Origin of the sequence: Nocardia sp. NRRL S-836, assembly GCF_001279525.1 — a bacterium.
GTDB lineage: Bacteria > Actinomycetota > Actinomycetes > Mycobacteriales > Pseudonocardiaceae > Lentzea.
In genome coordinates this window covers 77385-99923 of sequence record NZ_LGDY01000150.1, presented here as the reverse complement: position 1 = coordinate 99923, position 22539 = coordinate 77385, and the positions used below count along the sequence as shown (strand labels likewise).

Annotated in this window: 15 protein-coding genes; 2 read left to right on the top strand and 13 right to left on the bottom strand. The window is 72.6% G+C overall.

From position 1 onward, the window contains the following. The first annotated feature begins 458 nt into the window (after positions 1–458). Entirely contained in the window at positions 459–2954 is a 2496-nt protein-coding gene (locus ADL03_RS40845; protein ID WP_053739020.1) for a LuxR family transcriptional regulator, read from the top strand. Between the two features lie 51 nt (positions 2955–3005). Here the strand turns inward: ADL03_RS40845 and ADL03_RS40840 are convergent, their stop codons facing one another. From ADL03_RS40840 to ADL03_RS40795, 10 genes are all read right to left on the bottom strand, one after another. Next, positions 3006–3818, bottom strand: a complete 813-nt coding sequence (locus ADL03_RS40840; protein WP_053739019.1) for a [LysW]-aminoadipate kinase — start codon at positions 3816–3818, stop codon at positions 3006–3008. Between the two features lie 16 nt (positions 3819–3834). Further along, positions 3835–4851 (bottom strand): N-acetyl-gamma-glutamyl-phosphate reductase, encoded by a 1017-nt coding sequence (gene argC, locus ADL03_RS40835; RefSeq protein ID WP_231642823.1) that lies wholly within the window; start codon positions 4849–4851, stop codon positions 3835–3837. Then, positions 4852–5025, bottom strand: coding sequence for a lysine biosynthesis protein LysW (lysW, locus tag ADL03_RS40830; protein WP_053739018.1), 174 nt, complete (start codon positions 5023–5025; stop codon positions 4852–4854). A 68-nt stretch (positions 5026–5093) separates the two neighbouring features. Then, positions 5094–6041 carry a transketolase family protein gene (locus ADL03_RS40825; RefSeq protein WP_053739017.1) on the bottom strand — a complete coding sequence of 316 codons (948 nt, stop codon included), beginning with the start codon at positions 6039–6041 and terminating at the stop codon, positions 5094–5096. After that, positions 6038–6853, bottom strand: coding sequence for a transketolase (locus ADL03_RS40820; RefSeq protein ID WP_053739016.1), 816 nt, complete (start codon positions 6851–6853; stop codon positions 6038–6040). The genes ADL03_RS40825 and ADL03_RS40820 overlap by 4 nt, the downstream gene beginning before the upstream one ends. Then, positions 6850–8166, bottom strand: a complete 1317-nt coding sequence (locus ADL03_RS40815) for a DegT/DnrJ/EryC1/StrS aminotransferase family protein (RefSeq protein WP_082373930.1) — start codon at positions 8164–8166, stop codon at positions 6850–6852. Before ADL03_RS40815 ends, ADL03_RS40820 begins: the two co-directional genes overlap by 4 nt. Beyond that, complete coding sequence (gene lysX, locus ADL03_RS40810; protein WP_157529708.1) at positions 8163–9023, bottom strand: lysine biosynthesis protein LysX; 861 nt, start codon at positions 9021–9023, stop codon at positions 8163–8165. Before lysX ends, ADL03_RS40815 begins: the two co-directional genes overlap by 4 nt. Positions 9024–9038: 15 nt before the next feature. Then, the gene (locus tag ADL03_RS40805; RefSeq protein WP_053739015.1) at positions 9039–10109 is read right to left on the bottom strand and encodes a [LysW]-lysine hydrolase; all 1071 of its coding nucleotides are present in this window, start codon (positions 10107–10109) and stop codon (positions 9039–9041) included. Beyond that, a complete protein-coding gene (locus ADL03_RS40800; RefSeq protein ID WP_053739014.1) occupies positions 10109–13195 on the bottom strand; it encodes a non-ribosomal peptide synthetase in 3087 nt (1028 codons plus the stop codon). Before ADL03_RS40800 ends, ADL03_RS40805 begins: the two co-directional genes overlap by 1 nt. 171 nt (positions 13196–13366) lie before the next feature. Next, positions 13367–16375, bottom strand: coding sequence for an amino acid adenylation domain-containing protein (locus ADL03_RS40795; protein WP_082373928.1), 3009 nt, complete (start codon positions 16373–16375; stop codon positions 13367–13369). Positions 16376–16503: 128 nt separating this feature from the next. Here ADL03_RS40795 and ADL03_RS40790 point away from each other — a divergent pair, with 128 nt between their 5' ends. Then, positions 16504–17211, top strand: coding sequence for a hypothetical protein (locus tag ADL03_RS40790; protein ID WP_053739012.1), 708 nt, complete (start codon positions 16504–16506; stop codon positions 17209–17211). On the opposite strand, the gene ADL03_RS40785 is transcribed toward ADL03_RS40790, so the two are convergent. The 3 genes from ADL03_RS40785 to ADL03_RS40775 are packed head-to-tail and all read right to left on the bottom strand — an operon-like array spanning position 17192 to position 22514. Next, entirely contained in the window at positions 17192–18127 is a 936-nt protein-coding gene (locus tag ADL03_RS40785; protein ID WP_157529707.1) for an acyl-CoA dehydrogenase family protein, read from the bottom strand. The genes ADL03_RS40790 and ADL03_RS40785 overlap by 20 nt on opposite strands. Next, complete coding sequence (locus tag ADL03_RS40780) at positions 18127–19239, bottom strand: acyl-CoA dehydrogenase family protein (protein ID WP_053739010.1); 1113 nt, start codon at positions 19237–19239, stop codon at positions 18127–18129. The genes ADL03_RS40785 and ADL03_RS40780 overlap by 1 nt, the downstream gene beginning before the upstream one ends. Further along, entirely contained in the window at positions 19236–22514 is a 3279-nt protein-coding gene (locus ADL03_RS40775; protein WP_053739009.1) for a non-ribosomal peptide synthetase, read from the bottom strand. The genes ADL03_RS40780 and ADL03_RS40775 overlap by 4 nt, the downstream gene beginning before the upstream one ends. Positions 22515–22539: the final 25 nt, after the last annotated feature.

Genomic DNA, 22539 nt, shown 5'->3' with positions numbered 1-22539 from the left:
TCGCGTGCTACTCTGCCAGCGACGATCGGCTCAGGCCGAGGCTCTGCCGGTGGCGGGCCTGCGCGGATGTCTGGTATTTCCAGTTCGCGACAAAGTCAACCCCCCGGTCGGCCCCCAGAGCCTATTTACTGGGTGCAGCCCCCATGACGCTGAACCCGAAGCGAACGTAACCAAATCGGCGCAGGCGTGTCAAGGTTCCTCCTGACGTGCGCCGGATTAGCGAGGCTTGCCGCCCGTGTCGCGCGGCGGTAATACTGACAGGCGGGTACTGGGGTCTATTCGTGCAGTTCATACACGCACGGGTGTATGCCGATGCGCACATGAGTGTGTAGGCGTGCGTCCACAGGTGCGCGCGTACAGGTGTATGCGTGCACAGCTGTATGTGACCGCCGAGGAGGGAGCCGTCAATGCTCGGGGGCGGGCTTGGCAGGCCGGGAGAGTTGACCGGGCAGTCGGTCTTGAGGGGCAGAACGCGGGAGCTCGAGCTGTTCGACCACCTGCTGGGAACCCTCGGCGGGAGCTCCGCCAGGGTGCTGGAACTGGCCGGTGAACCCGGTATGGGCAAGACCCGCCTGCTGGCCGCTCTGCGGGAGCGGGCCGAACGCGCCGGCGCCCTGGTGGCGCACGGCGAGACCGTGGGCAAACCGCTGATGACGGAGTTCGCGGTGTTCGCCGACGCCCTCGACGACCTCCTCGCCGCGGGCGGTACCGGTCTTCTGTCCGGGATGGACCCGCGGGTGGCACTGCGGCTGCCCGAGATGTTCCCGGTCCTGCACGCGTCAGGAGCGACCCGGACACAGCCGCAGGAACGGCGTTACTGGGCCTGTCAGGGCATCCGCGCGTTGCTCGGGAAGCTCAGCGAGGAGAAACCCCTCGTGCTGCTGCTCGACGACGTGCACAACGCGCAGCAGAGCTCCATCGAGATGATCCTCAACCTGGTGCGCCGCCCGCTGGCCGCACCGGTGCTGCTGCTGCTGACCCACCGTCCCCGGCAGACGCCGGTGGACCTGGTCAGCGCGCTGGGCACGGCGGCCGAGACCGGCACGGCGCGGCGGGTCGAGCTGGGACCGCTGGGCCTGGCCGACTCGGCGCGGCTGCTCCCCGCCACCACGCGGCCGGGGCGGCGCAGGCTGCTGCACCGGCTCAGCGGTGGGCAACCCGGTCTGCTGAGCGCGCTGGCCGCCGGTGCGCACGACGACACGGCGGTCATCGACGACATCCCGTCGCCCCACCCGGTCGCGGCGGCCGTGGGCATGGACCTGCGGGCGCTGGGACCGGCCGGGCGGCTGTTCGCCCAGGCCGCCGCCGTCGTCGGTGACACGATCGACCCGGCGCTGGTGGCGGAGGTCGCGGAGCTCGAACACGACCGCGCGCTGGCCGGGTTGGACGAACTGATCGCGCAGGACCTGGTGCGCACCAGGGACAACCGGCTCGGCTTCCGCGACGGGGTGGTCAGGGCGATCTGCTACCAGCACGCGGGCGGCGGGTGGCGGATCGGCGCTCACGCCAGGGCGTACGAGGCGCTCTGGAAACGTGGCGCACCCCTCGCCGAGCAGGCGCACCACCTCGAACGGTCCGGGAAACCGGCGACCGAGCGGGACGCGGAGACCCTGCTGGCCGCGGTCAGGAGCACCGGTGACCGCATGCCCGGCGCGGTGTCGCGCTGGCTGCGGGCGTTGCTGGAGCGGCACGACCTGCACCGCGGGGAACTGGTCACCCGGCTCGCGAGGGCCACCGCACTCTCCGGGCGGCTGGCCGAGAGCCTTCCCGACCACCGGCTGGCGTGGCGGCACCACGACGAGCTGGATCCGGAGATGCTCACCGGCCTGGCCGAGTCCCACGTCCGGGTGCTGCGCCTGCTCGGCAGGTTCGACGACGCGGCGGAGGTGGTGCGCACGGCCGTCCGGCACGTCGAGGTGCCGCTCGCCCTCGCCGAGATCGCACTGGACAGCGGCGGTGACGTGGCCGGCCTGCTGGACACCGTCGCGGCGCTGGCGCAAGACGATCTCCGGGCGTCGGCCGTGCACAGCGCGATGCTCGCCACGCTGGGCCGGGGCACCGAGGCGGCGGCGGTGGCCGACCGCACGGCCGAGGCGCTGGACCAACCGGGTGACGACATCGCTTCGACGTGTGAGGCGTTCGACTGGCTGGGCTGGGCGAACATCTGGTCAGGACGCACCGAGCAGGCGCTGTTCCAGTTCACCCGCGGCCTGGAGCTCGCCGAGCGGCACCAGCAGGTCCACGTCCTGGGCCGGCTCAACCTGGGCCTGGCCACGGCGCACCTGCGCGACGGTGCGCTGGAACCGGCGGTGGAACACGCCGAGGACGCCAGCGCGCTCGCGGCCTCGACCGGGTCGGCCGGGCTGGCGGTGCGCACGAAACGGCTGTGCGCCGAGGTCCGGCATGTGATCACGAGCGGTGGCACGGCGTTGTCGGGTTCGTTGTGCGCGGTGCTGGCCGGACTCGGTGCGGCGGTGGGCCAGGCCGACGAGGCACGCTTCTGGTACGCGCTGGAGGACGAGCTGCTCTCGCGGCGAGATCCGGCCGACCAGCTGGGGCTCACCCTGCTGGCCGTGGCGTGCCTGGAGTCGGTGACCGAGCAGAAACCGGCACGGCAGCTGCTGCGTGCGGCAGTCGCCGTGCTGTCCGCTCGGTCGCACTGGGTGTTGCTCGCCGTGCTGCGGCTGGGCGGAGCGCCCGCGTGCGATGCCGGGGAAGCCGAGTCCGAGGACCTGGAGAAGGTCGTCGTGGAGCGGCTGAGCCTGTTGAGCGTGCGCGAGAACCAGGTGGCGGAGCTGGTGGCGAGGGGACGGACCAACCAGCAGATCGCGCGGGCGTTGACGCTGAGCCACAAGACGGTGGAGACCTATCTGCGCCGGATCTTCGACAAGCTGGAGGTCTCGTCACGCTCGGAGGTCGCGGCCATGACCGGCACCATGCGCCGGATCGCGTAGTCCTGTTGTCCTCCGGCCGGCGACCACCGCCGGCCGGAGGACGACAGTGTTCTAAGCGAGGGTGATGCGGGTGCCGGCGCCGTCGAGCGCCCGGCTCACGGGCGAGTCCGCCCTGCCGTCGGCGATGAGCACCGTCCGGACACCACTTTGCAGGGCCTCACGCGCGCCGATCAGCTTCACCGACATGCCGCCGGTCACGGTGGCCGCGCTGTCGCCGGTGAGCGCGCACGTGCTCAGCAGCGACGCGGGATCGCCCGGATCACGGAGCAGACCGGGTGCGGCGGTGAGGAACACCAGCGTGTCCGCCTTGAGCTCGGCAGCCACCGCGGCGGCCACCCGGTCGGCGTTGACGTTCACCGGACGGCCGTCCTCGGCGATCGCGGGCGGTGAGATGACCGGTGTGACACCGTTGTCCAGCAACAGGTCGAGCAGGGTTCCGGCCACGGACGTGATCCGTCCACTGTGGTCGTCGCGGACCAGGACCCGTTTGCCGTCCACCAGGGCGCGGATCGCGGTGCGGCGTTCGGCCCGCAGCAGACCGGCGTCCAGGCCGGACAGGCCGACCGCGCGGACGCCGCGCTCGCCCAGCGCACCGAGCACCGCCGGGCGGACCTGGCCGAGCAGCGCCAACTGCAGCACCTCCAGGGTGCCCGCGTCGGTGTGGCGGGTGGTGACGCCGCTGGCGGACGTGAGATGGCGTTGTGGCACGCCGAGCCGGTCCGCGAGGGAGTTGACCGTCGCCGAGCCGCCGTGCACCAGCACGACCCGCCGGCCGGCGTGGACCAAGGCCGCCACGTCGGCGCAGACCCCGGTGGCGTCGACGCCGGCCGCCCCGCCGACCTTGACCACGAGCACCCCGTCCATACCTCTCCTGCCTGTGTCAGATCGGGTGCAGCCCGACGAAGCCGAGTCCGGTGCGCTCGGGCCAGCCCATGCGGATGTTCAGGCACTGCACGGCGTTGCCCGCGCCGCCCTTGCCGAGGTTGTCCAGCGCCGCGACGGCCAGCACGCGGTCGCCGTCCACGGCGAACCCGACGTCGCAGAAGTTGGTGCCCGCCAGGATCTTCGGTTCGGGCAGCCGGTACAGGCCACGCCGCTGCGCCACGATCCGCACGAACGGTTCGTCCTGGTAGGCGGCGCGGTAGGCGCGGCGCAGGTCGTTCTCGGTGACACCGCTCGCCGTGGCGTGGCACAGGACCTGGGCCCCGCGCACCGCCTCGACGCCGGTCGCCGTCATCCGCGCCCGCAGGCCGGTCTCCTGCCCGACCTCGGCCTCGTGCCGGTGCCGGACCGGCGCGAAGACGCGCATCGCCCCGCTGCGCTCGGAGTGCAGGTTCATCCCGGTCGCGGTCGCGCCGGAACCGCTGGAGCCGATCTTGGCGTCGATGGTGACGTCCGGGTCAACCAGCCCGGCCAACGGCGCCAGCGCCAGGATCGCCGCGTTGGCCATGCACCCCGGCACGCTGATCCGCGACGCGGTCCGCAGCGCGTCCCGGTGGCGTTCCGGCAGTCCCGGGGTGAACCCGGCCAGCAGGTCCGCGGCCGGGTGCGCCGAGTCGTAGTAGGTCTCGTAGACCGCGGGGTCCCTCAGCCGGAAGTCCGCGGTGAGGTCGATGACGAGCGGTGCCGCCGGGCCGACGGCCTGGATCAGCTCGGCCGCCTTCCCGTGCGACACGGCGACGAACAGCACGTCGTGGGAGCCGAGGTCGTCCGGGTGCGTGAAGGTCAGCGAGGTGTGGCCGCGCAGGTTGGGGTGCAGGCTGTCCACCCGCTTGCCCTGCTGGCTCGCGGAGTACGCCCGCGTCACCTCGACCTCCGGATGACCGGTGAGCAGCCGGAGCAGCTCACCGCCGATGTACCCGGCCGCGCCGACGACGCCGGCGGAGATCGGCGCCACCTACTCGCCCCAGTCCTCGTCCATCTCGGGAGCCAGCGCCAGCACCAGCGGCTCGGCGGTGACCACCTCCAGCTCGACCATGCAGTCGGGGCACTCCACGATCTCGTTCTGCGTCAACGAGTTCGTGATCTCGATCGCGCCTTCACACTCGGGGCACGCCGTCGCGGTGGTCATGGCTTCTCCTCTGGTGTCCAGCCGATCATGTGGTCAGTGCACTGCCCCGAAGTAGTCCGGAGAGTCCCCTACAGCAGGTCCCGCGCCGCCGCGACGACGGCGTCCGGGCTCACCCCGGCGGCGGCCAGCAGTTCCAGCTCGTCGCCGACCAGGTCGAGGAACGACGTCGGGACGCCGACGCGCCGGACCCGGCACGGCACGGTCTCGGCGAGCACCTCGCAGACCGCGCTGCTCATCCCGCCCGCCAGCACGTGGTCCTCGACGGTGACGATGCCGCCGGTCTGCTCGGCCGCCGCCACGATCGCGTCCCGGTCGATGGGCTTGACGGTGTGCATGTCCAGCACCCGTGCGCGGATGCCCGCTGTGGCGAGCAGATCGTGTGCCTGTAGCGCCATCACGGCCGGGTACGGCCCGGTGGCGATGATCGTCACGTCGTCGCCGTCGCGCAGCCTGGTTGCCTTCCCGAGGACGAAGTCGGTGGCCGACTCGTGCACGAGCGGGGTGGCCGCCCTGCCCAGCCGCAGGAACAGCGGGCCGGGCAGGTCCGCGGTGGCCCACACCGCGGCCTCGGTCGACACCGAGTCCGAGGGCACGACGACCGTCATGTTCGGCATGGTGCGGGCGATGGCGATGTCCTCCAGCGCGTGGTGCGTGGGGCCGTAGTGGCCCGCGGAGAACCCGGCGTGCGTGACGACGATCCGCACCGGCAGGTTGTTGCCCGCGACGTCGATCTTCATCTGCTCGCACGCGCGGCACGCGGCGAAGGTGCTGATGGTGTTGGCGTACGGCAGGAATCCCGCGGAGGCCAGGCCGGCGCTGACGCCCATCATGTTCGCCTCGGCGATGCCGACGTTGGTGTACCGCTCGGGGAACCGCTCACCGAAACCGGTCTCCAGCCCGCCCATGTCGGAGTCGACGCAGAACACCCGCGGATCCCGCTCGGCCAGCTCACCGAGGACCCGGCGGTAGACCTCGCGGGTGGGCACCAGCACGCCGGGTGCGGTCTCGACGCTCACGGTGTCCTCCTCGCCCTCGCCCGCAGACCCGCCTGCGCCCTGGTGAGCAGGGCCGGCGTCAACGTGACGTGGTGGCTCTTCTTCTTGTCCTCGAACAGCGGCACGCCCTTGCCCTTGACCGTGCGCGCGATGACCGCCGTGGGACGGCCCGGTTCCAGCGACGTGAACACCTCGCGCAGCGCGTCGAGGTCGTGGCCGTCCACCTCGACCGCGGTCCAGCCGAAGCTGCGCCACCGGTCGGCGAGCGGTTCGAGGCCCAGGTCCTCGGTGCGGCCGGTGATCTGCCAGCCGTTGCGGTCCACGACGGCCACCAGGTTGTCCAAGCCCGCCGCGGGGGCGAACTGGGCCGCCTCCCACACCGAGCCCTCCTGCAGTTCGCCGTCGCCCATCAGGACGAACGCCCGGTACGCGTGCCCCGCCCGTTTGGCGGCCAGCGCGATGCCCGCGCCGAGGGACAACCCGTGCCCCAGCGAACCGCTGGGGAACTCGACCCCCGGCAGGCGGCGCAGCGGGTGGCCCGCGAGCCGGCCGCCGGTGGCGGCGTAGGTGTCCAGTTCGGACTCGGGCAGGAAACCGGCGGAGGCCAGCACGGCGTAGAGGGCCGCGCTGGCGTGGCCCTTGCTGAGGATGAACCGGTCCCGCTCCGGCCAGTCCGGCTCGTCCGGCCGCAGGGTGAGGACCTCGTTGTACAGCACGGTGAGCACGTCGACGCAGGAAAGGCTGCCGCCGACGTGCGTGCCGGACGGCGAGGAGCCCATCCGCAGGATCTGCTCCCGGTTGTGCAGCGCCTTGGCGGCGAGTGGGGTGGTCATACGGCCGCCTTCGACTGGTGATCCGCGGAACGGGCGATCGGGATCAGCGTGTCCAGGTGGTCCCACACCTTGCGGACCGCCTCGGCGCACCGCAGCAGCACCGGGCCGCTGTTCGGGTTGAGGTGCCAGCGTTGCAGCGTCAGCGACGACTCGATGACCGCCGTGGTCTCCGGGTACTCCCCGTCCCGGACGTCCCCGCCGAGCTTCCACGGGTACCCGCCGAACCCGGCGCGGGTGCGGAAGGCCTCCTGCATGGGCAGCGGAACCAGCTGGTAGGGCTGGACCGGGACGCCCTCGGCGCGCAGTGCGCGGTGCAGGATCGCCCGCAGCGCACCGGGGCGGACGTCCGGATGTCCCATCGCCGCCGGGTCGAAGCGGAACCGCAGGATGTGCCAGGCGTGGGTTCGGTCGGCGGGCACCTCCGGCAGCACGAGTCCCGGCAGCTCGGCCAGTGCGGCGAGCATCGCCTCGACGTTGCGCTTCCTGGCCGCGTCGTACTCCGGCAGGCGCGCGAGCTGCGCGCGGGTGAACGCCGCCTGGATGGCGCTGAGCTTCGCGTTCCCGGCCAGCACGCGCGAGACGTAGTCCCGTTCCCGGCCGCCCCGCAGGTCCTCGCCGAACTGCCGGCGCAGCACGACGTTGTGGTGCAGGTCGGGATCGGCCGTGGTGATCAGACCGCCCTCACCGCACGTGGGCAGGTTCTTGACCACGTTGAGGCTGAACGTGGCGATGTCGCCGAGCGTGCCCGTGCGCCGGCCCTGGTAGGTGGCGCCGTGCGACTGGGCGGCGTCCTCGACCAGCAGCAGGTCGTGCCGGTCGGCCAGCGCCCGCAGCGCGGTCATGTCCGCGGGCAGGCCGTGCAGGTGCACCACGAGGATCGCGCGGGTGCGTGGCGTGATCGCCGCCGCGGCCGCCTCCGGTGACATGTTGTACGTGACCGGGTCGATGTCGACGAACACCGGTACGAGCATCCGCTGCACGGCGCCCACCGCGCTGGCGATGAAGCTCAGCGCGGGCACCAGGACCTCCGCGCCCGGCTCGATCCCGGCCGCGGCGAGGGCCAGCTCGATGGCCGCTGTCCCGTTGACCACCGCCGCGCAGTGCGGGGCACCCACGAACTCGGCCCATTCCGCCTCCAGCGCGGCCACCTCGCCGCCGCCGGTGCTGTTGGACGTGAACTGCCCGCTGTCCAGCACCCGCCGGGTGGCCTCGTGTTCGGCGTCCGTGATCACCGGCCACCGGATCTGCTCGGGCGGGACGCTGCCCTTCCCGATCACCCTGGTGCCGCCGAACATCGCCAGCTTGTCGCTCATGCCGCGGCACCGAGGCCGAGCTTGCGGGCCACGAAGTCCACGTAGGCTCCGACCAGGTCGACCGACAGCACTTCGAGGGCGCCGTGGAACTCCGGCGTGTGGTTGACCTCGTTGACGAGGTAGCCGTCGTGCTCGGACTCCAGCACGTCGATGCCGAGGATGCCGTCACCCACCGCGTCGGCGGTCGCCCGCAGGAGCTTGGTGAGCTCCTCGTCCGGGTCGCAGCGCTTCGTCGTCCCGCCGCGGGCGGTGTTCGTGCGCCACTCGCTGGACATCTTGTAGATGACGCCGACGACCTCGCCGCCCATGACGTAGGCCTTGATGTCGCGGCCGGGTTTGTCGACGTACTCCTGCACGTACACGACCTGGTGCTGCGGGCTGGGCAGCGCGCTGCGGTGCTCCAGCATGATCTCGGCGGAGTTGCGGTCGGTGGGCCGTGCGGCCAGGTGCCCCCACGACCCGTTCACCGGCTTGGACACCAGCGGGAACCCGAAGCTCTCCAGGTGCTCCAGCGCGTGCTCCGGCGACAGGCTCACGGCCGCACGCGGCACCGGCAGCCCGGCGGCGTGCAGGGTGAGGGTGGTGAGCAGCTTGTCACCGCACAGCGCGACGACGTCGGCGCTGTTCACCACGGTCAGTCCGGAGTGCTCCAGCAACCGGGCCGCGTAGACGTTGCGGGTGTGGGAGATCTCGCGGCTGATGACGCCCGCGTAGCCCGGTTTCGGTGCTTGCACCTCGAACAGCACCCGGCGGGTGTCGATCACTTCGACCGGCACCCCGCGCCGGGCCAGCTCTGCGAGGATCAGCTTCTCCTCGAGACGGATGCGCGATGCCAGAACGGCGACAGGCAGGTCCATCAGGTCATCCCCTGGTCAGCTCGGTGACATCAGTTCGGTGGCGAGCCGGTCGACGGCGTCGGTCAGGATCGCCACCGCCAGCAGGTACTCGGGCAGGTCGACGTGCTCGGTGGGCGTGTGGTCCAGGTGCGGGTCACCGGGTCCGTACGTGGCGATCGGCACCTGCCACGCCGGGCCCAGGACGTTCATGTCGGACGTGCCGAGCTTCAGCTTGAACTCGGCGTCGCCGGTGTGCTCCCGCACCGCGGCGGCCAGCGCCCTGGCCACCGGATCGGCGCGGGACCTGCGGATCGCGGGCGTGGTTTCGAGCACCCGGAGCTGTGCGTCGCCGGCGAGCTGACGCACGTCGGCGAGGAACGCGGCGGTGTCGAAGTTCAGCGGTGTCCGGCAGGAGATGACGAGGTCGGCCCGGACGAGGTCGCCGCTCGTGCTGACGAGGGTGGGGGACAGCTGGTCGAAGACCCGGCCGCCGTCCACCGCGTACCGCGACCGCAGCGACTCCCAGAACGCCGCGGCGACCTCGCTCGCGTTGGGTTCCGGCGAGCTGGTGTGCGCCTGCGGCCGGTCGACGCTGTAGGTGAACCGCAGCACGCCCTTGTAGCCGACGACGATCGTGCCCACGCCACTCGGTTCGCCGATCACCACGGCGTCCGCGTGCTGGGTGACCGCGATGTAGTGCGCGCCGACGGAGTCGCGTTCCTCGTCGACGGCGCCAACGACCACGATCCGCGCACCCGCCGCTCTGGCCCGTGCAGCGGCGACGATCATGGTTGCGAGCGGGCCCTTCGCGTCCACGGAACCACGGCCGTACAGCTTGTCGCCCTCCAGCCGGACCGGTGGCCCGCCGGGCACCGTGTCCAGGTGGCCGAGGAGCATGATCGTGGGGGCACCGGCGGGGCCGATCACGCCGATGGCGTTGCCGACGTCGTCGACGTGTGCGTCGAAACCCAGCTCGGTCATGGCGCTCACGACGAACCGGGCCAGTTCGTGCTCCTGGCCGGACACCGACGGGATCGCGACCATCCGGTGCAGCAGGTCGACCGCCGTGCTGTCGGACACCGTTGCGGCGGGGGAGGTGCGTGTCATCAGCCCCGCCCTTCCGGGGCCAGCTCGGCGAGCTCCTCGATGGTGTGCCGGCCCAGCAGGACCTGCAGGGGGAAGTCCAAGCCGAGCTCACGGGTGCGCTGTAACAGGTTCACCGCGCGCAGCGAGTCGCCCCCGAGCTCGTAGAAGTCGTCCCGGATGCCGACCTCCGGTACCCCGAGCACGTCGGCCCACAGCTTCACCAGCAGCGTCTCCACGGGAGTCCTGGGTGGCACGCGGACCGACTCCGCCAGGTCCGCCGGTGGCAGCGGCAGCGCGGCCTGGTCGACCTTTCCGTTGGCGTTCACCGGGAACGACGGCACGGTCACGAACCGGCCAGGCACCATGGCGGCGGGCAGCCGATCGGCGAGGTGGCGCCTCAGCTCGTCCAGTGCCACGTCACCGTCCGCCACGAGGTAGCCGATGAGGCGCGGGGTGCCGTGGTGGTCCGGCCGCACGACCACGACCGCGTCGGTGACGGCGGGGTGCGAGCGCATCGTGCTCGCGATCTCCGCCGGTTCGACGCGCTGGCCGCGGATCTTGACCTGGTGGTCGGTGCGGCCGAGGAAGGTCAGCTGCCCGTGCGAGTTCCAGTAGGCCCGGTCGCCAGTCCTGTAGACACGCGTGCCGTTCTCGTGCGGGAGGAACGCGGCCGCCGTCGCCCGCGCCCGGCCGAGGTAGGCGCGCGCGGTCTGCACGCCCGCGATGTGCAGCTCGCCGGGGACGCCGACGGGCACGGGCTGTCCGTGCGCGTCGAGCAGCAGCAGCCGGACGCCGGGCAGCGGGTCGCCGATCGGGATCCGGCGGCCGGTCATGGACGGCTCGACGCGGCAGTGCGTCACCTCGACCGCGGCTTCGGCCGGGCCGTACATGTTGTGCAGCTCGACGCCCGGGAACGCGGCCAGGAAGTCCGCCGCCAGCCTGGCCGGCAGCTCCTCACCGCTGCACAGCACGCGCCTGAGCTGAGGCACGTCCGCGCCCGTGACGCCCTGGTCGAGGAACTGGCGCAGCATGGACGGCACGAAGTGCGTCTGGGTGACGCCGTGCCGGGCGAAGAACTCCCCGAGGTACCGGGGATCGCGATGACCGGCCGGTGCGGCGAACACCAGCCGCGCGCCCGCGAGCAGCGGCCCGAGGATCTCGGGCACGGCCACGTCGAAACCGATCGGCGTCTTCTGCGCGACGACGTCCGCCGCGCCGAGCGGGATCCGCGCCTGCGCCGCGCGCAGCCGGTTGGCCAGGCCGGCGACGGTGTTGACGGCCCCCTTCGGCTCGCCCGTCGAGCCGGACGTGAAGACCACGTAGGACGCGCTGTCGCCGGGAACCTCCACCGGCGCAACCGGTTCGCCGGTCACCTCACCGATGTCCGCGACACGGGGGCCGCCGGTGATGCGGGCGCGGGTCGTGGCCGAGGTGAGCACGATGCCCGGCCGGCCGACGGACAACACGGCCGCCAGCCGTCCATCGGGGTGGTCCGGGTCCAGCGGCAGGTACGCACCGCCCGCCTTCAGCACCGCCAGCACCGCGACAGCGAGGTCGACGCCGCGTTCGAGGCACACACCGACGCAGTCGCCCACCTGGACACCGTTGGCCCGCAACCACGACGCCACCTCCGCGGCGCGGGTGTCGAGCTCGCGGTAGGTCACCGAATCGCCGGTGGCGTCCGCGACCACCGCGACCGCGTCCGGTGCGCGCCCGGCGGCCTGCCCGAACCACTCCGTGATCGACGGCAGCGGTTCGGTGAGCTCGGTCGAGCCGGACATGGCCACGACCTGGTCGCGTTCGGCGGCGGACAGCACCGGAATAGTCCACAGTGGAGCGTCCAGGTGGTCGGTGAACTCGGTCAGCACGGTCACGAACGCGTCCAGCACGCGCCGTGCGGAGGCTTCCTCGAACAGGCCGGTGGAGTACGTCAGCTCCGCGGCCAGACAGTCGTCGCCGGGGGCGAGGTACAGGCCGACGTCGAACTGCGCTCCGCCGCTGTGCACCTCGACCGGCTGCACCTGCACGCCGGGGAGGCTGAGGCTGCCGCTCGGGGTGTTCTGCAGCGCCAGGAGGGTCTGCGGGATCTTCGGGCCGTCGCCCCGCTCCTGGCTGATCCACTCGAACGGCACGTCCTGGTGGGCCAGCGCGGCCAGGCAGACCGAACGGCACCGCCCCAGCGCCTGCCGGAGCGTCTCGTGCGGGTCGAGCCGCAGTCGCAACGGCACCGTGTTGACGAAGAACCCGACCACACCGTCGAGCTCGTCGCTGGGCCGGCCGGCGACCGGCGTGCCGATGACGAGGTCGTCCTGGCCGCTCCACCGCGACAGCACCACCGACCACGCGGTCACGAACACCATGAACTCGGTGGCGTTCTCGGCCTGCGCGGCCGTGGCCAGCCGTTTCACCAGGACGTCCGGCAGGACCGCCCGGACCGTGCCGCCCCGGTAGCCGGTGGCCGCGCCACGCGGGTGGTCGGTCACCAGGTCGAGCGCGGTCGCTCCGGACAGGGTGGTCCGCCAGAACTCGAGCTGACCGGCGACCTCGTCACCGGTGAGGAAGTCCCGTTGCCACATCGCGAAGTCCGCGTACTGCATCTCCGGTTCCGGCCACCGCGGCGGTGTGCCGCCCACCAGCGACGAGTACGCGGCGCCCAGCTCGGCCACGAGGATGCCCAGCGACCAGCCGTCGACCACGATGTGGTGCACGCACAGCACGAGCACCCACTGCGGCTCCGGGGCGTCGGTGATCCGCAGCAGCCGCGCCCGCAGCAGCGGGGGGGCCGACAGGGTGAACGGGGGCTCGACGACGGCGCGGATCGCGTCGTCGAGCCCGGCCTCCGCCGTGTCACCGGTGGTGAACGGGACGGTCAGCTCGGAGATCGCGACCTGCGTGACCGCGCCGCCCTCACCGATCTCGACACCGGTGCGCAGCGCCTCGTGCCGGTCGACCAGCAGCTGCAGCGCCTGCCGCAGGCAGTCGGCGTCGAGCTCGCCGGTCAGCCGCAGCGCGCCGCTGACGTGGTAGGCGCTGCCCGCGCCCATCTCGTGCAGCATCCACAGCCGTTCCTGGCCGAAGGACGCCGGGAAGACGTACGTGTCGGTCACCGGGGGCCTCCCGTGGTGCTCAGGTCGGGCCGGCCGGCGACGACACCGGTGGTGCCGGGCTGCCGCACCGGTCCCCGGTCCGCGGTGAACGATTCCACGACACCTCCCCAATCCTGATCTGCAGACGTTGCCGGTCCCGCGGTGTCCTGGACAGTCGGTGATCTCCCCGGCTCACCGCCGCCCCCCGTCGTCGGGAGCCGTCGCGGTGGTCTCCGCGGCGAGCCCGGCCACGGCCGGTGCGGGCAGCGCGGCCCTGTCGAGCTTCCCGCTGGGCAACAGGGGCAGCCGGTCGAGCACCACGTACACCGACGGCACCATGTGGTCGGGCAGCAGCGCGGCCAGGTACCCGCGCAGCTCGGCGGTGGACGGGCGGTGCTTGCCGCGCAGCGTCACGTAGGCGGCCAGCCTGCGTTCGCCCTGACCGTCGTCGAACGCGATCACCACCGGTTCGCGCACCGCCGGGTGCGTCGCCAGCTCGGCCTCGACCTCACCGGGCTCGACCAGGAACCCGCGGATCTTGATCTGCTGGTCGAGCCGGCCGAGGAACTCGACGTCCCCGTTGGCCAGGAACCGCGCGCGGTCGCCGGTGGCGTACATCCGGCCGCCCGGCTCCGTGCTGTACGGGTCGGGCCTGAACCGGTCCGCCGTCAGCCCCGGCCGCCGCCAGTAGCCGCGGCCCGGCCCCGATCCGCCGATGAACAGCTCACCCGGCACACCCACGGGTGCGGGCCGGCCGTGCCGGTCGAGGACGTAGATGCGGTGGTTGGCGAACGGCCTGCCCCACGGCACGCCACCGGCGTAGGTGCGGCGCGTCAGGCGGTGGGCGAGGCTGCAGTACGACGTCTCGGTCATGCCGGCCAGGTTCAGCAGCCGGATGCCGGGGAACAGCTCCGCGAGCTGCCGGGGCAGCGTGGGCGGCATCCGGTCGCCGCCCAGCCCCACCACGCGCAGCCGCACACCGGGCCTGCCGCCGCGCCGGCGGACGTGACCGACGAGCGCGTCCAGCAGGGCCGGCGCCGAGCTCCACGCCGTGACCTCCTGGCGGACCAGCAGGGTCAGCAGCCGGTCGAGGTCCGCGGTCTCGGCGTCGCTGGGCACGACGACGGTCGCGCCCGCCGCGAGCGTGCCGAAGACCTCGTAGACCGACATGTCGTAGTTCAGCGACGAGACCGCCAGCACGCGGTCTTCCGGCGTGAGGTCGTAGACGTTGTCGACCCCGTGCAGCGTGTTGACCACGCGGGCGTGCTCGTTGGCCGAGCCCTTGGGCTGGCCGGTCGACCCCGACGTGTAGACCACGTAGGCGAGGCCGGCGCCGTGCACGGGCAGGTCCGGCCGGGAGACGGGCTGCTCGGCGGGCCACTCGGTGTCCAGGCGGACGACCCGGACGGCGTCGCCGAACGCCTCGGTGTCGACCGAGGAGTGCGTGAGGATCACGGACGCGTCCGCGTCCTGCACCATGTGCGCCACCCTCGACCGCGGGTAGCCGGGGTCGAGGGGCAGGTATCCCGCGCCCGCCTTGAGGATGCCGAGCACCGCGACGACCATCAGCTCCGACCGCGGCAGCGACACCCCGACGAGCTGCTCGGACCCCACTCCCAGCTCGCGCAGCCGGTGCGCGACCTGGTTGGCGCGTGCGTCCAGCTCGGCGTAGGTGAGCGCGTGCTGCCCGAACACGACGGCGGTGGCGTCCGGAGTCCGGTCGGCCCACCGCTCGAACAGCCCGTGGACGGTCAGCGGGCCCTCGAACGGCACGGTGGAGCTGTGGCCGCTGAGCTCGCCGGTGATCCGGGTGCTCTCGGGCTGCGCGATCAACGGCAGCGCCGACACGGCCTCGTCCGGCCGGGCCACGGCGTGCCGCAGCAGCCAGACGAACGCGTCGGCCATCCGGGCCGCGGTGTCGCGGGTGAACAGGTCCGCGCTGAACTCCAGGTGCCCGTCGATGCCGCCGTCCTCGGCAGTCACGAGGTCCAGTGCCAGGTCGAGCTTCGTGGACACCGACCGGACCGGCACCTCCTCGACCACCAGCCCACCGGACCTCACGGGCGCTGGCGGTGCGTCGCGCACCGCCAGCGCCACCCGGACCAGCGGCGCCAGGCCGTCGGTGCGGTCCGCGCCGACGTCGGTGACCATCAGGTCGAACGGGTAGTCCTGGTTCGCGAGCGCCGCGACGTGCGCCTCGCGTGCCGCGGCGACCAGCTCGGCGAACGCCGGGTCGCCGGACAGGTCCAGGCGCAGCGGCAGGAGGTTGACGAGGTGCCCGATCACCGGCTCGGTCCCGGTCGCGCACCGGCCGGTGACGGGGGAGCCGATCACCACGTCGTCCTGGCCGCTCCACCGCGACAGCACGGCCGCGAACGCGGCCAGCAGCACCACGAACCGGGTCGTCCCGGCCCCGGCCGCCACACCGCCGACGGACGCGACGAGGTCCGGCGACAACCGGAACGCCATGGTGTCACCGCGGGAAGTCCTTGCCGCGGAACGGGAGTTGTCCGCCGGCAGCAGCAGCTCACCCGCACCGGCCAGCGCCGTCCGCCAGTGCTCCCGCTGCGCGTCCAGCTCGCCGCTGTCGAGCCGGGCGCGCTGCCACACCGCGACGTCGCCGTACTGCACCGGCAGCTCCGGCAACGGGGACGGCCGGCCACAGCGGAACGCCTCGTACAACGCCGCCAGCTCCGTGCGGACCACACCGGCCGACCAGTCGTCGCACGCGACGTGGTGCACGCTCAGCAGCAGCACGTGGGCGCGGTCGTCGACGCGCAGCAGGCTCGCGCGCAACACCGGGGCCGTCGCCAGGTCGAACGCGGTGGCGGCCTCGCGCAGGACCGCCCGCTCGACGTCGGGCGCGTCCCTGATGTCCCGCACCGGCAACGGCACGGGCGCCGGTGGGCTCACCACCTGGCACGGGGTGCCGGCCCGCTCGACGACGTTGGTGCGCAACACCTCGTGGCGCCGCACGAGCTCGTCCAGGCACCGGCTCAGCACGGGGACGTCGAGCTCGCCGGTGAACCGCACCGCGATCGGGACCACGTGCGCCGGTGAGCCGGGGTCCACCTGTTCGAGGAACCACAGCCGTTCCTGCGCCGGTGAACAGGGCAGCCGGCCGTCGCCGCGACCGGCCCGCGGCACCCGCTGGCGCGGTGCCGGTGCCGCCCGCTCGTCTACTGTGGACTCAAGTCGCATGCGGCCGCCCTCCGACGATCGACCCCGAGAATCGCGGCCGGAAAGCGGCACCCTCAAGTCGGGGACATACCTGACTTATCCCGCCCGCGCGGCCTGGGAGACCGTGAGCACCCCAGGTAAGGAGCGACATGATCATCGCCTTGTGGGCGGCCCCGCGATCCCGGTCGACCGCGCTCTTCCGCTCGATGGTCGAGCACGACGGGCTCCTCGCCCTGCACGAGCCGTTCTGCAACATCTCCGACTACGGCTCCACGACCGTCGGCTCCCGCGAGGTGCGCACCCACACGGACCTGATCGCGGCGCTGCGGGAGGAGTCGGCGACCCGCACGGTGTTCTTCAAGGACACCACGGACCTGCGCTACGACGCGGTGCTCGCCGACCGCCGGTTCCTGGCCGAGGCGAGGCACACGTTCCTGATCCGCCGCCCTGACGAGATCGCGGCGTCGTTCTACGCGCTCAAGCCGGACATGGTGTGCTCGGACATCGGCATCGAGGGCCTGTACGAGCTCCACCAGGCCGTGCTCGACGCGGGCGGGCGGACGCCCGTGGTGCTCGACGCCGCCGACCTGGTCACCGCGCCGGCCGAGGTGCTCCGGGAGTACTGCGACCGCGTGGGGATCGCCTACCGCCCCTCGGCGACCACGTGGTCCTCCGGGGACCGGTCAGAATGGGCGCGGTCCGCGCGCTGGCACACCGCGGTCAGCGAGAGCACCGGGTTCACCGCCACGTCCACGGCGTACGCGGACACGGTGGACAACAACGCGGCGCTCGCGGCGTTCAGCGAGCACCACGAGCCCTTCTACCGGCTGCTCGCCGCTAAGCGCCTAGTGCCGTGAGCAGTTCGGCACGCAGGTCGGCCGCGGTTCCGTACCACTGGGCGTCGACCGCGGCCCGCCGGTAGAACAGCTGGGCGTCGCTGTGCTCGGTCATGCCGCGGGCGCCGTGCAGGTGCACCGCCTCCTCCGCGCTCTGCCGGGCGACCGCACCGGCGAGCAACACGGCCTGCGCCGCCGTCTTCGGGCTCGGCTCCGTGCCGATCAGGGCGCGCACGGCCTCGGCTTCGGCGTGCAGCGCCGCCAGCCGGTACGCCAGTGCCGTGGACCTGGCCAGCGGTTCACCGAAGACCCTGCGTTCCCTCAGGTGCGCCGCGGTCAGCCGGAGCGCCGCCTGCGCCGCGCCGACCAGGTACGCGGCGTGCCGCATCCGGGCTCGGGCCAGCACCGCCGGGTAGTCGGCCGTGACGTCCCGCACCTGTGCCACCGCGTTCTCGATCTCGACGGTGTACAGGTCGCCGCGCCCGACGTCGTCCTGCCGGCGGATCCGCACGCCGGGCTGCCCGACGGCGACCAGCGCGGCCACGTTGCCGCCGACGACGAGCAGGTCGTCCACGTCGGGTGCGAAGGCGACGAACCTCCGCACGGCCGTGACCCGGCCGTCCCGGACGAGGACGGGTGCGGGGTGCGCGGGGTTGTCGGTGCCCTTCTCCCGCAACGCCAGGCCGGTCGTGCGGCCGGGGGAGGCGGGGAAGATCTCCGCTGCCGCCACGGTGTCCAGGAACGGGCTCTGGTACAGCGCGGCGCCCATCAGCTCCGCGGCCCGCAGCACCTCCGCCGGGGACCGGCCGGAGTCCACGAGTGCGGCCAGCACCTGCCGCCGGGTCTCCTCGTCGGCCGGCTCGCCGCCACCCCGTGGCCGTTCGCCCAGCCTGCGCAGCAGCGGGATCGTGTCGTCGTCGAACAGCTCGGTCAGCATCACAGCAGTCCCAGTTCGCCGGTCGCGATGAGGTACAGCATGACTTCGGAGGTGCCGGAGGCGAGGCGCAGGCTCGGCCCGGTCCGGTAGGCCGACTCGACGATCCCGTCCGCGGGTGCCTCGGCGTCCCAGGAGGTGAGCACGGAGTCCAGCCCGTCGACCTCCGCCGCGGCCCGCAGGATCGGGCGGAAGTGCTCGGAGGCGTACCACTTGGCCATGGCCGAGCCGCCGGGTGAGGGCCGGTCCGCCGCGAGGTTGTGCACCTGCTGCCACGCCAGCGCGTGTGCGGCGGCCAGCCGCGCGTCGAGCTCGGCCAGCTCCGGCGACAGGCGGCCGGTGGCCCGGGCGCGCCGGATGACGGTGTCCAGCAGCACGCGTGCCTTGGCGTGGAAGTCGATGCCGGTGCGTTCCAGCAGCAGCAACGAGTTCATCAGCGTCCAGCCGTCGTGCACCGCGCCGACCACGGCGTCCTCGGTGAGCAGCAGACCGTCGATGACCACCTGGGTGAACCGGTCGTTGCCCATCGACCCAACGGTGGACACGTGCACGCCCGCGGAGTCGAGGGGAACGAGGAACAGCGTGATGCCGTCCATCCCGACACCGCTGGAACGGGTGCGTGCCGCGCACAGGGCCATGTCGGCGAACTGCGACTTCTGGTTGTAGATCTTCGTGCCGTACAGGCGCCAGCCGGAACCGTCCTGCCGCGCCTCGGTGCGCAGGGCGGCCAGGTCGGAGCCGCACGTGGGCTCGGTGAACAGCACCGTGGCCATCCGGTCCCCGCTCGCCAGCGCGGGCAGGTGCTCCCGCCTCTGCGCCTCCGTTCCGCTGTGCAGCAGGAACGTGCCCACGATGCCGATGCTCAGCGTGTGCAGGTCGTCCGGGACGCCCGCGTACAGCATCTCCTCGGTGAGCGCCGCCGCCTCGGCGGGACCGAGGCCGAGGCCGCCGTAGCGCTCCGGCCAGTGCGGGGCGAGCCAGCCGCGGTCGCCCAGCCAGGAGTAGACCGCCAGCCGGCCGGTTTCCGCCTCGGGCGGCAGGGCGCGGATCTCGGCGACCGTGTCCTGGACGCGTCGCGAGGCGAAGAAGGCGCGGATCTCCTCCCGGAAGTTCACGACGACCGCCCGTCGACGGCGTCCAGCAGGGCGGCCAGCTCGTCCGGGGAGACGGCCGCCAGCTCCCGTTCCTCCACCAGCGACGCGAGGCCGCCGAGCGTGGCGTGCAGGAAGAGGTCACGCAGCTCCAGCTGCACGCCGAAGCGCTCCTGGATCCGGGTGGCGACCTGGGTGACCTTCAGCGAGGTGCCGCCGATCGCGAAGAAGTTGTCCTGCACCGTGACCGACTCGGCGCCGAGCAGCTCCTGCCAGATCCCGGCGAGGGCGATCTCCGTCGCCGTCGTGGGCGGAGACGCCACCGGCTCGTGCGCCGCACCCGGCTTGGGCAGCTGGTTGCGGTCGAGCTTGCCGCTCGCCGCACGGGGCAACGACGGCAGCACGACGAACGTCGACGGCACCAGGTAGACCGGGAGCGACTCGCTCAGCTCGGTCCGCAACGCCGCCGTGTCGACCACCGCGCCGGGCGCGGCCTCGACGTACGCCACGAGCTGGGCGTCGCTGCCGCTGCCGGACACCACCACGGCCGCGTCCTCGATCTGGCGCAGCGCCAGGACGGCGTGCTCGATCTCGGCAGGTTCGACCCGCAGGCCGCGGATCTTGACCTGGTTGTCGATCCGGCCGACGAACTCGATGTTGCCGTCCGCGCGGCGGCGGACCAGGTCGCCCGTGCGGTACAACCGGCCGCCGGGCGCGCCGAACGGGTCCGGCACGAACTTCTCCGCGGTCAGGTCCGGCCGGCCCGCGTACCCGCGCGCCACCCCCACACCGCCGATCAGCAGCTCACCCGGCACGCCGACCGGCACCGGCTCGCCGAAACGGTCGACGACGTACGCCTGGTAGTTCGCCATCGGCACGCCGATCGGCGGCATCTCGTCGTGGTGCTCGTGCGGGCACAGGTAGTCGACGCACGCCACGGTCGCCTCGGTGGGGCCGTAGCCGTTGTGGAACATCCGGTTTCCGGTGTTCCAGGCGTTGACGAGCTCGCCGGGGAACGACTCCAGGCCGACGAACAACGCCCGCAGGTCCGGCAGGGCGGCCGGGTCGAGCAGCCGCAGCACGGCCGGTGGCAGGTCGGTGACGGTGACCCGCTCGGACCGCATCAGCTCGGTCAGCCGCACCGGGTCCAGGAGGTCAGCGCGGGGTGCCTGCACGAGTGTCGCGCCACTGCACAACGCGCCGAAGAAGTCGAAGAGGCTCACGTCGAACGCCGGGTTGGCGAACTGCAGCACGCGGTCGCCGACGTCCAGGCCGAACAGCTCGATCACGGCGGGGGTGAAGCCCGCGATCGACCGGTGGGAGACCTGCACGCCCTTCGGCCGTCCCGTGGAGCCGGAGGTGAAGATCACGTACGCGAGGTTGTCCTGGTGCACATGAACATCCGGCCGCGAGTCGTCCAGCGCCGTGATCGCCGGGTCGTCCAGGCACACCGCCCGCACGCCCTCCGGCACGCCCCCGGCGAGGTCCGCGGTCGTGACGACCACCGCCGCACCGGCGTCGCCGAGCACCAGTTCGCGCCGGGCGACGGGGTGGTCGGGGTCCAACGGCAGGTAGGCACCGCCCGCCTTCAGCACACCCAGGAACGCCGTCGGTAGCGCGGGGCCGCGCTCCAGCAGCACGCCGACCACCGACTCCGGTCCCACCCCGAGCGCGGACAGGTGCCGGGCGAGCTGGTTGGCCCGCCGGTCGAGCTCCCCGTACGTCAGCGACGCACCCGCGAACCGGCTGGCGACGGCGGTCGGTGCTCTGTCCACAACGGACTCGAACAGGTGGTGCAGGCACCGTTCCTCAGGCCCGTACGACCGCTCCGTCCGGTTGGCCTCGACCACCACCGCGTCGTACTCGGCGTCCGTGAGCAGCCTCAGCTGCCCCAGCCGCGTCTCGGGGTTGTCGAGCACCAGTTCGAGCACGCGCTGGTAGTGCGCGAACAGCCGGCGGACGCGTGCGGCGTCGAACAGCTCCGTGGAGTACTCCGCCCACAGCCGCAGGCCGCTCCCGGCCACCTGGGTGACCTGGAACGCCAGGTCGAAGCGGGCGGTGCCGATGTCGGGCGAGTACACCTCGGCGGTCAGGTCGCCGACCGTCGCGGACTCCACGGACGCGTGCTGCAGGGTGAACGACACCTGGAACAGCGGGTTGCGGCTCGGGTCGCGCTCGGGGCTCAGCTCGTCGACCAGCCGGCCGAAGGGCAGGTCTTGGTTGAGGTGCGCGTCGATCACGGTCTTTCCCGTGCGCGCCACCAGCTCGCGGAACGTCGGGTTGCCCGCGGTGGACGTGCGCAGCACCAGGGTGTTGGCGAAGAACCCGATCAGCGGCTCGATCTCGGGCCGGGTGCGGCCGGAGAAGATCGAGCCCACCACGATGTCGTCCTGGCCGCTGTAGCGCGACAGCACCAGGTTGAACGCGGCGAGCGCGACCGTCAGCACGGTGGCCCGTTCGGCGATGGCGAACGCCGACAGCTTCTCCGCGAGCGGGCCCGGCAGCATGACCTCCTCGATCGACCCCGCCTGCGTGCGTTGCGCGGGCCGCGGCCGGTCGGTCGGCAGGTCGAGCGCGGGCAGGTCGCGCAGCTGCTCCCGCCAGTACCGCAACTGGTCCTGCGGCGCCTCGCCGGCCAGCCAGTCGCGCTGCCAGACGGCGTAGTCGGCGAACTGCACGGCCAGCGGGACGGCGTCGACGGGCGCGCCGATCGCCCGCTGGTAGCTCGTGATCAGCTCGCGCAGCATGATCTCGACGGACCAGCCGTCGGTGGCGATGTGGTGCATGGCCAGCACCAGGACGTACTCGGTGGCGCTCACCCGGCCCAGCGCGGGCCTGAGCACCGGCCCGCTGCTCAGGTCGAACGGCGCCCGCACGAGGCCGTCGACGAACGAGTCCACGTCGGCGGCGGCGATGTCGGTGACCGGCAACGGGATCCGGTCGGGAGCGGGCTCGACCTCCTGGTACGGCACGCCGTTCTCGCTCGGGTAGCGCGTGCGCAGCACCTCGTGCCGGATCACGACCTCGGTGAGCGCGCGTTGCAGCGCGTCCACGTCCAGGTCGGCCTTCAGCCGCAGCACCATCGGCGCGTTGTAGACCGGCTGGCCCGGTGCCCACTGGTCGAGGAACCACAGCCGTTGCTGGGCGAACGACAACGGCAACCGCCGGTCCCGCGCGGCGGGTTCGATCCGGGTGCCGCCGCCGTGGCTCGCGGTGTGCTGCCGGTTGCGCAGGGCCAGTACCGCCTTGCGCGCTTCGGCGAGTCCACTCGCGGCCGGTCGGGATGGCGGGTTCGGCATGCTCGGCTCCTCGACTGCGCGTCCT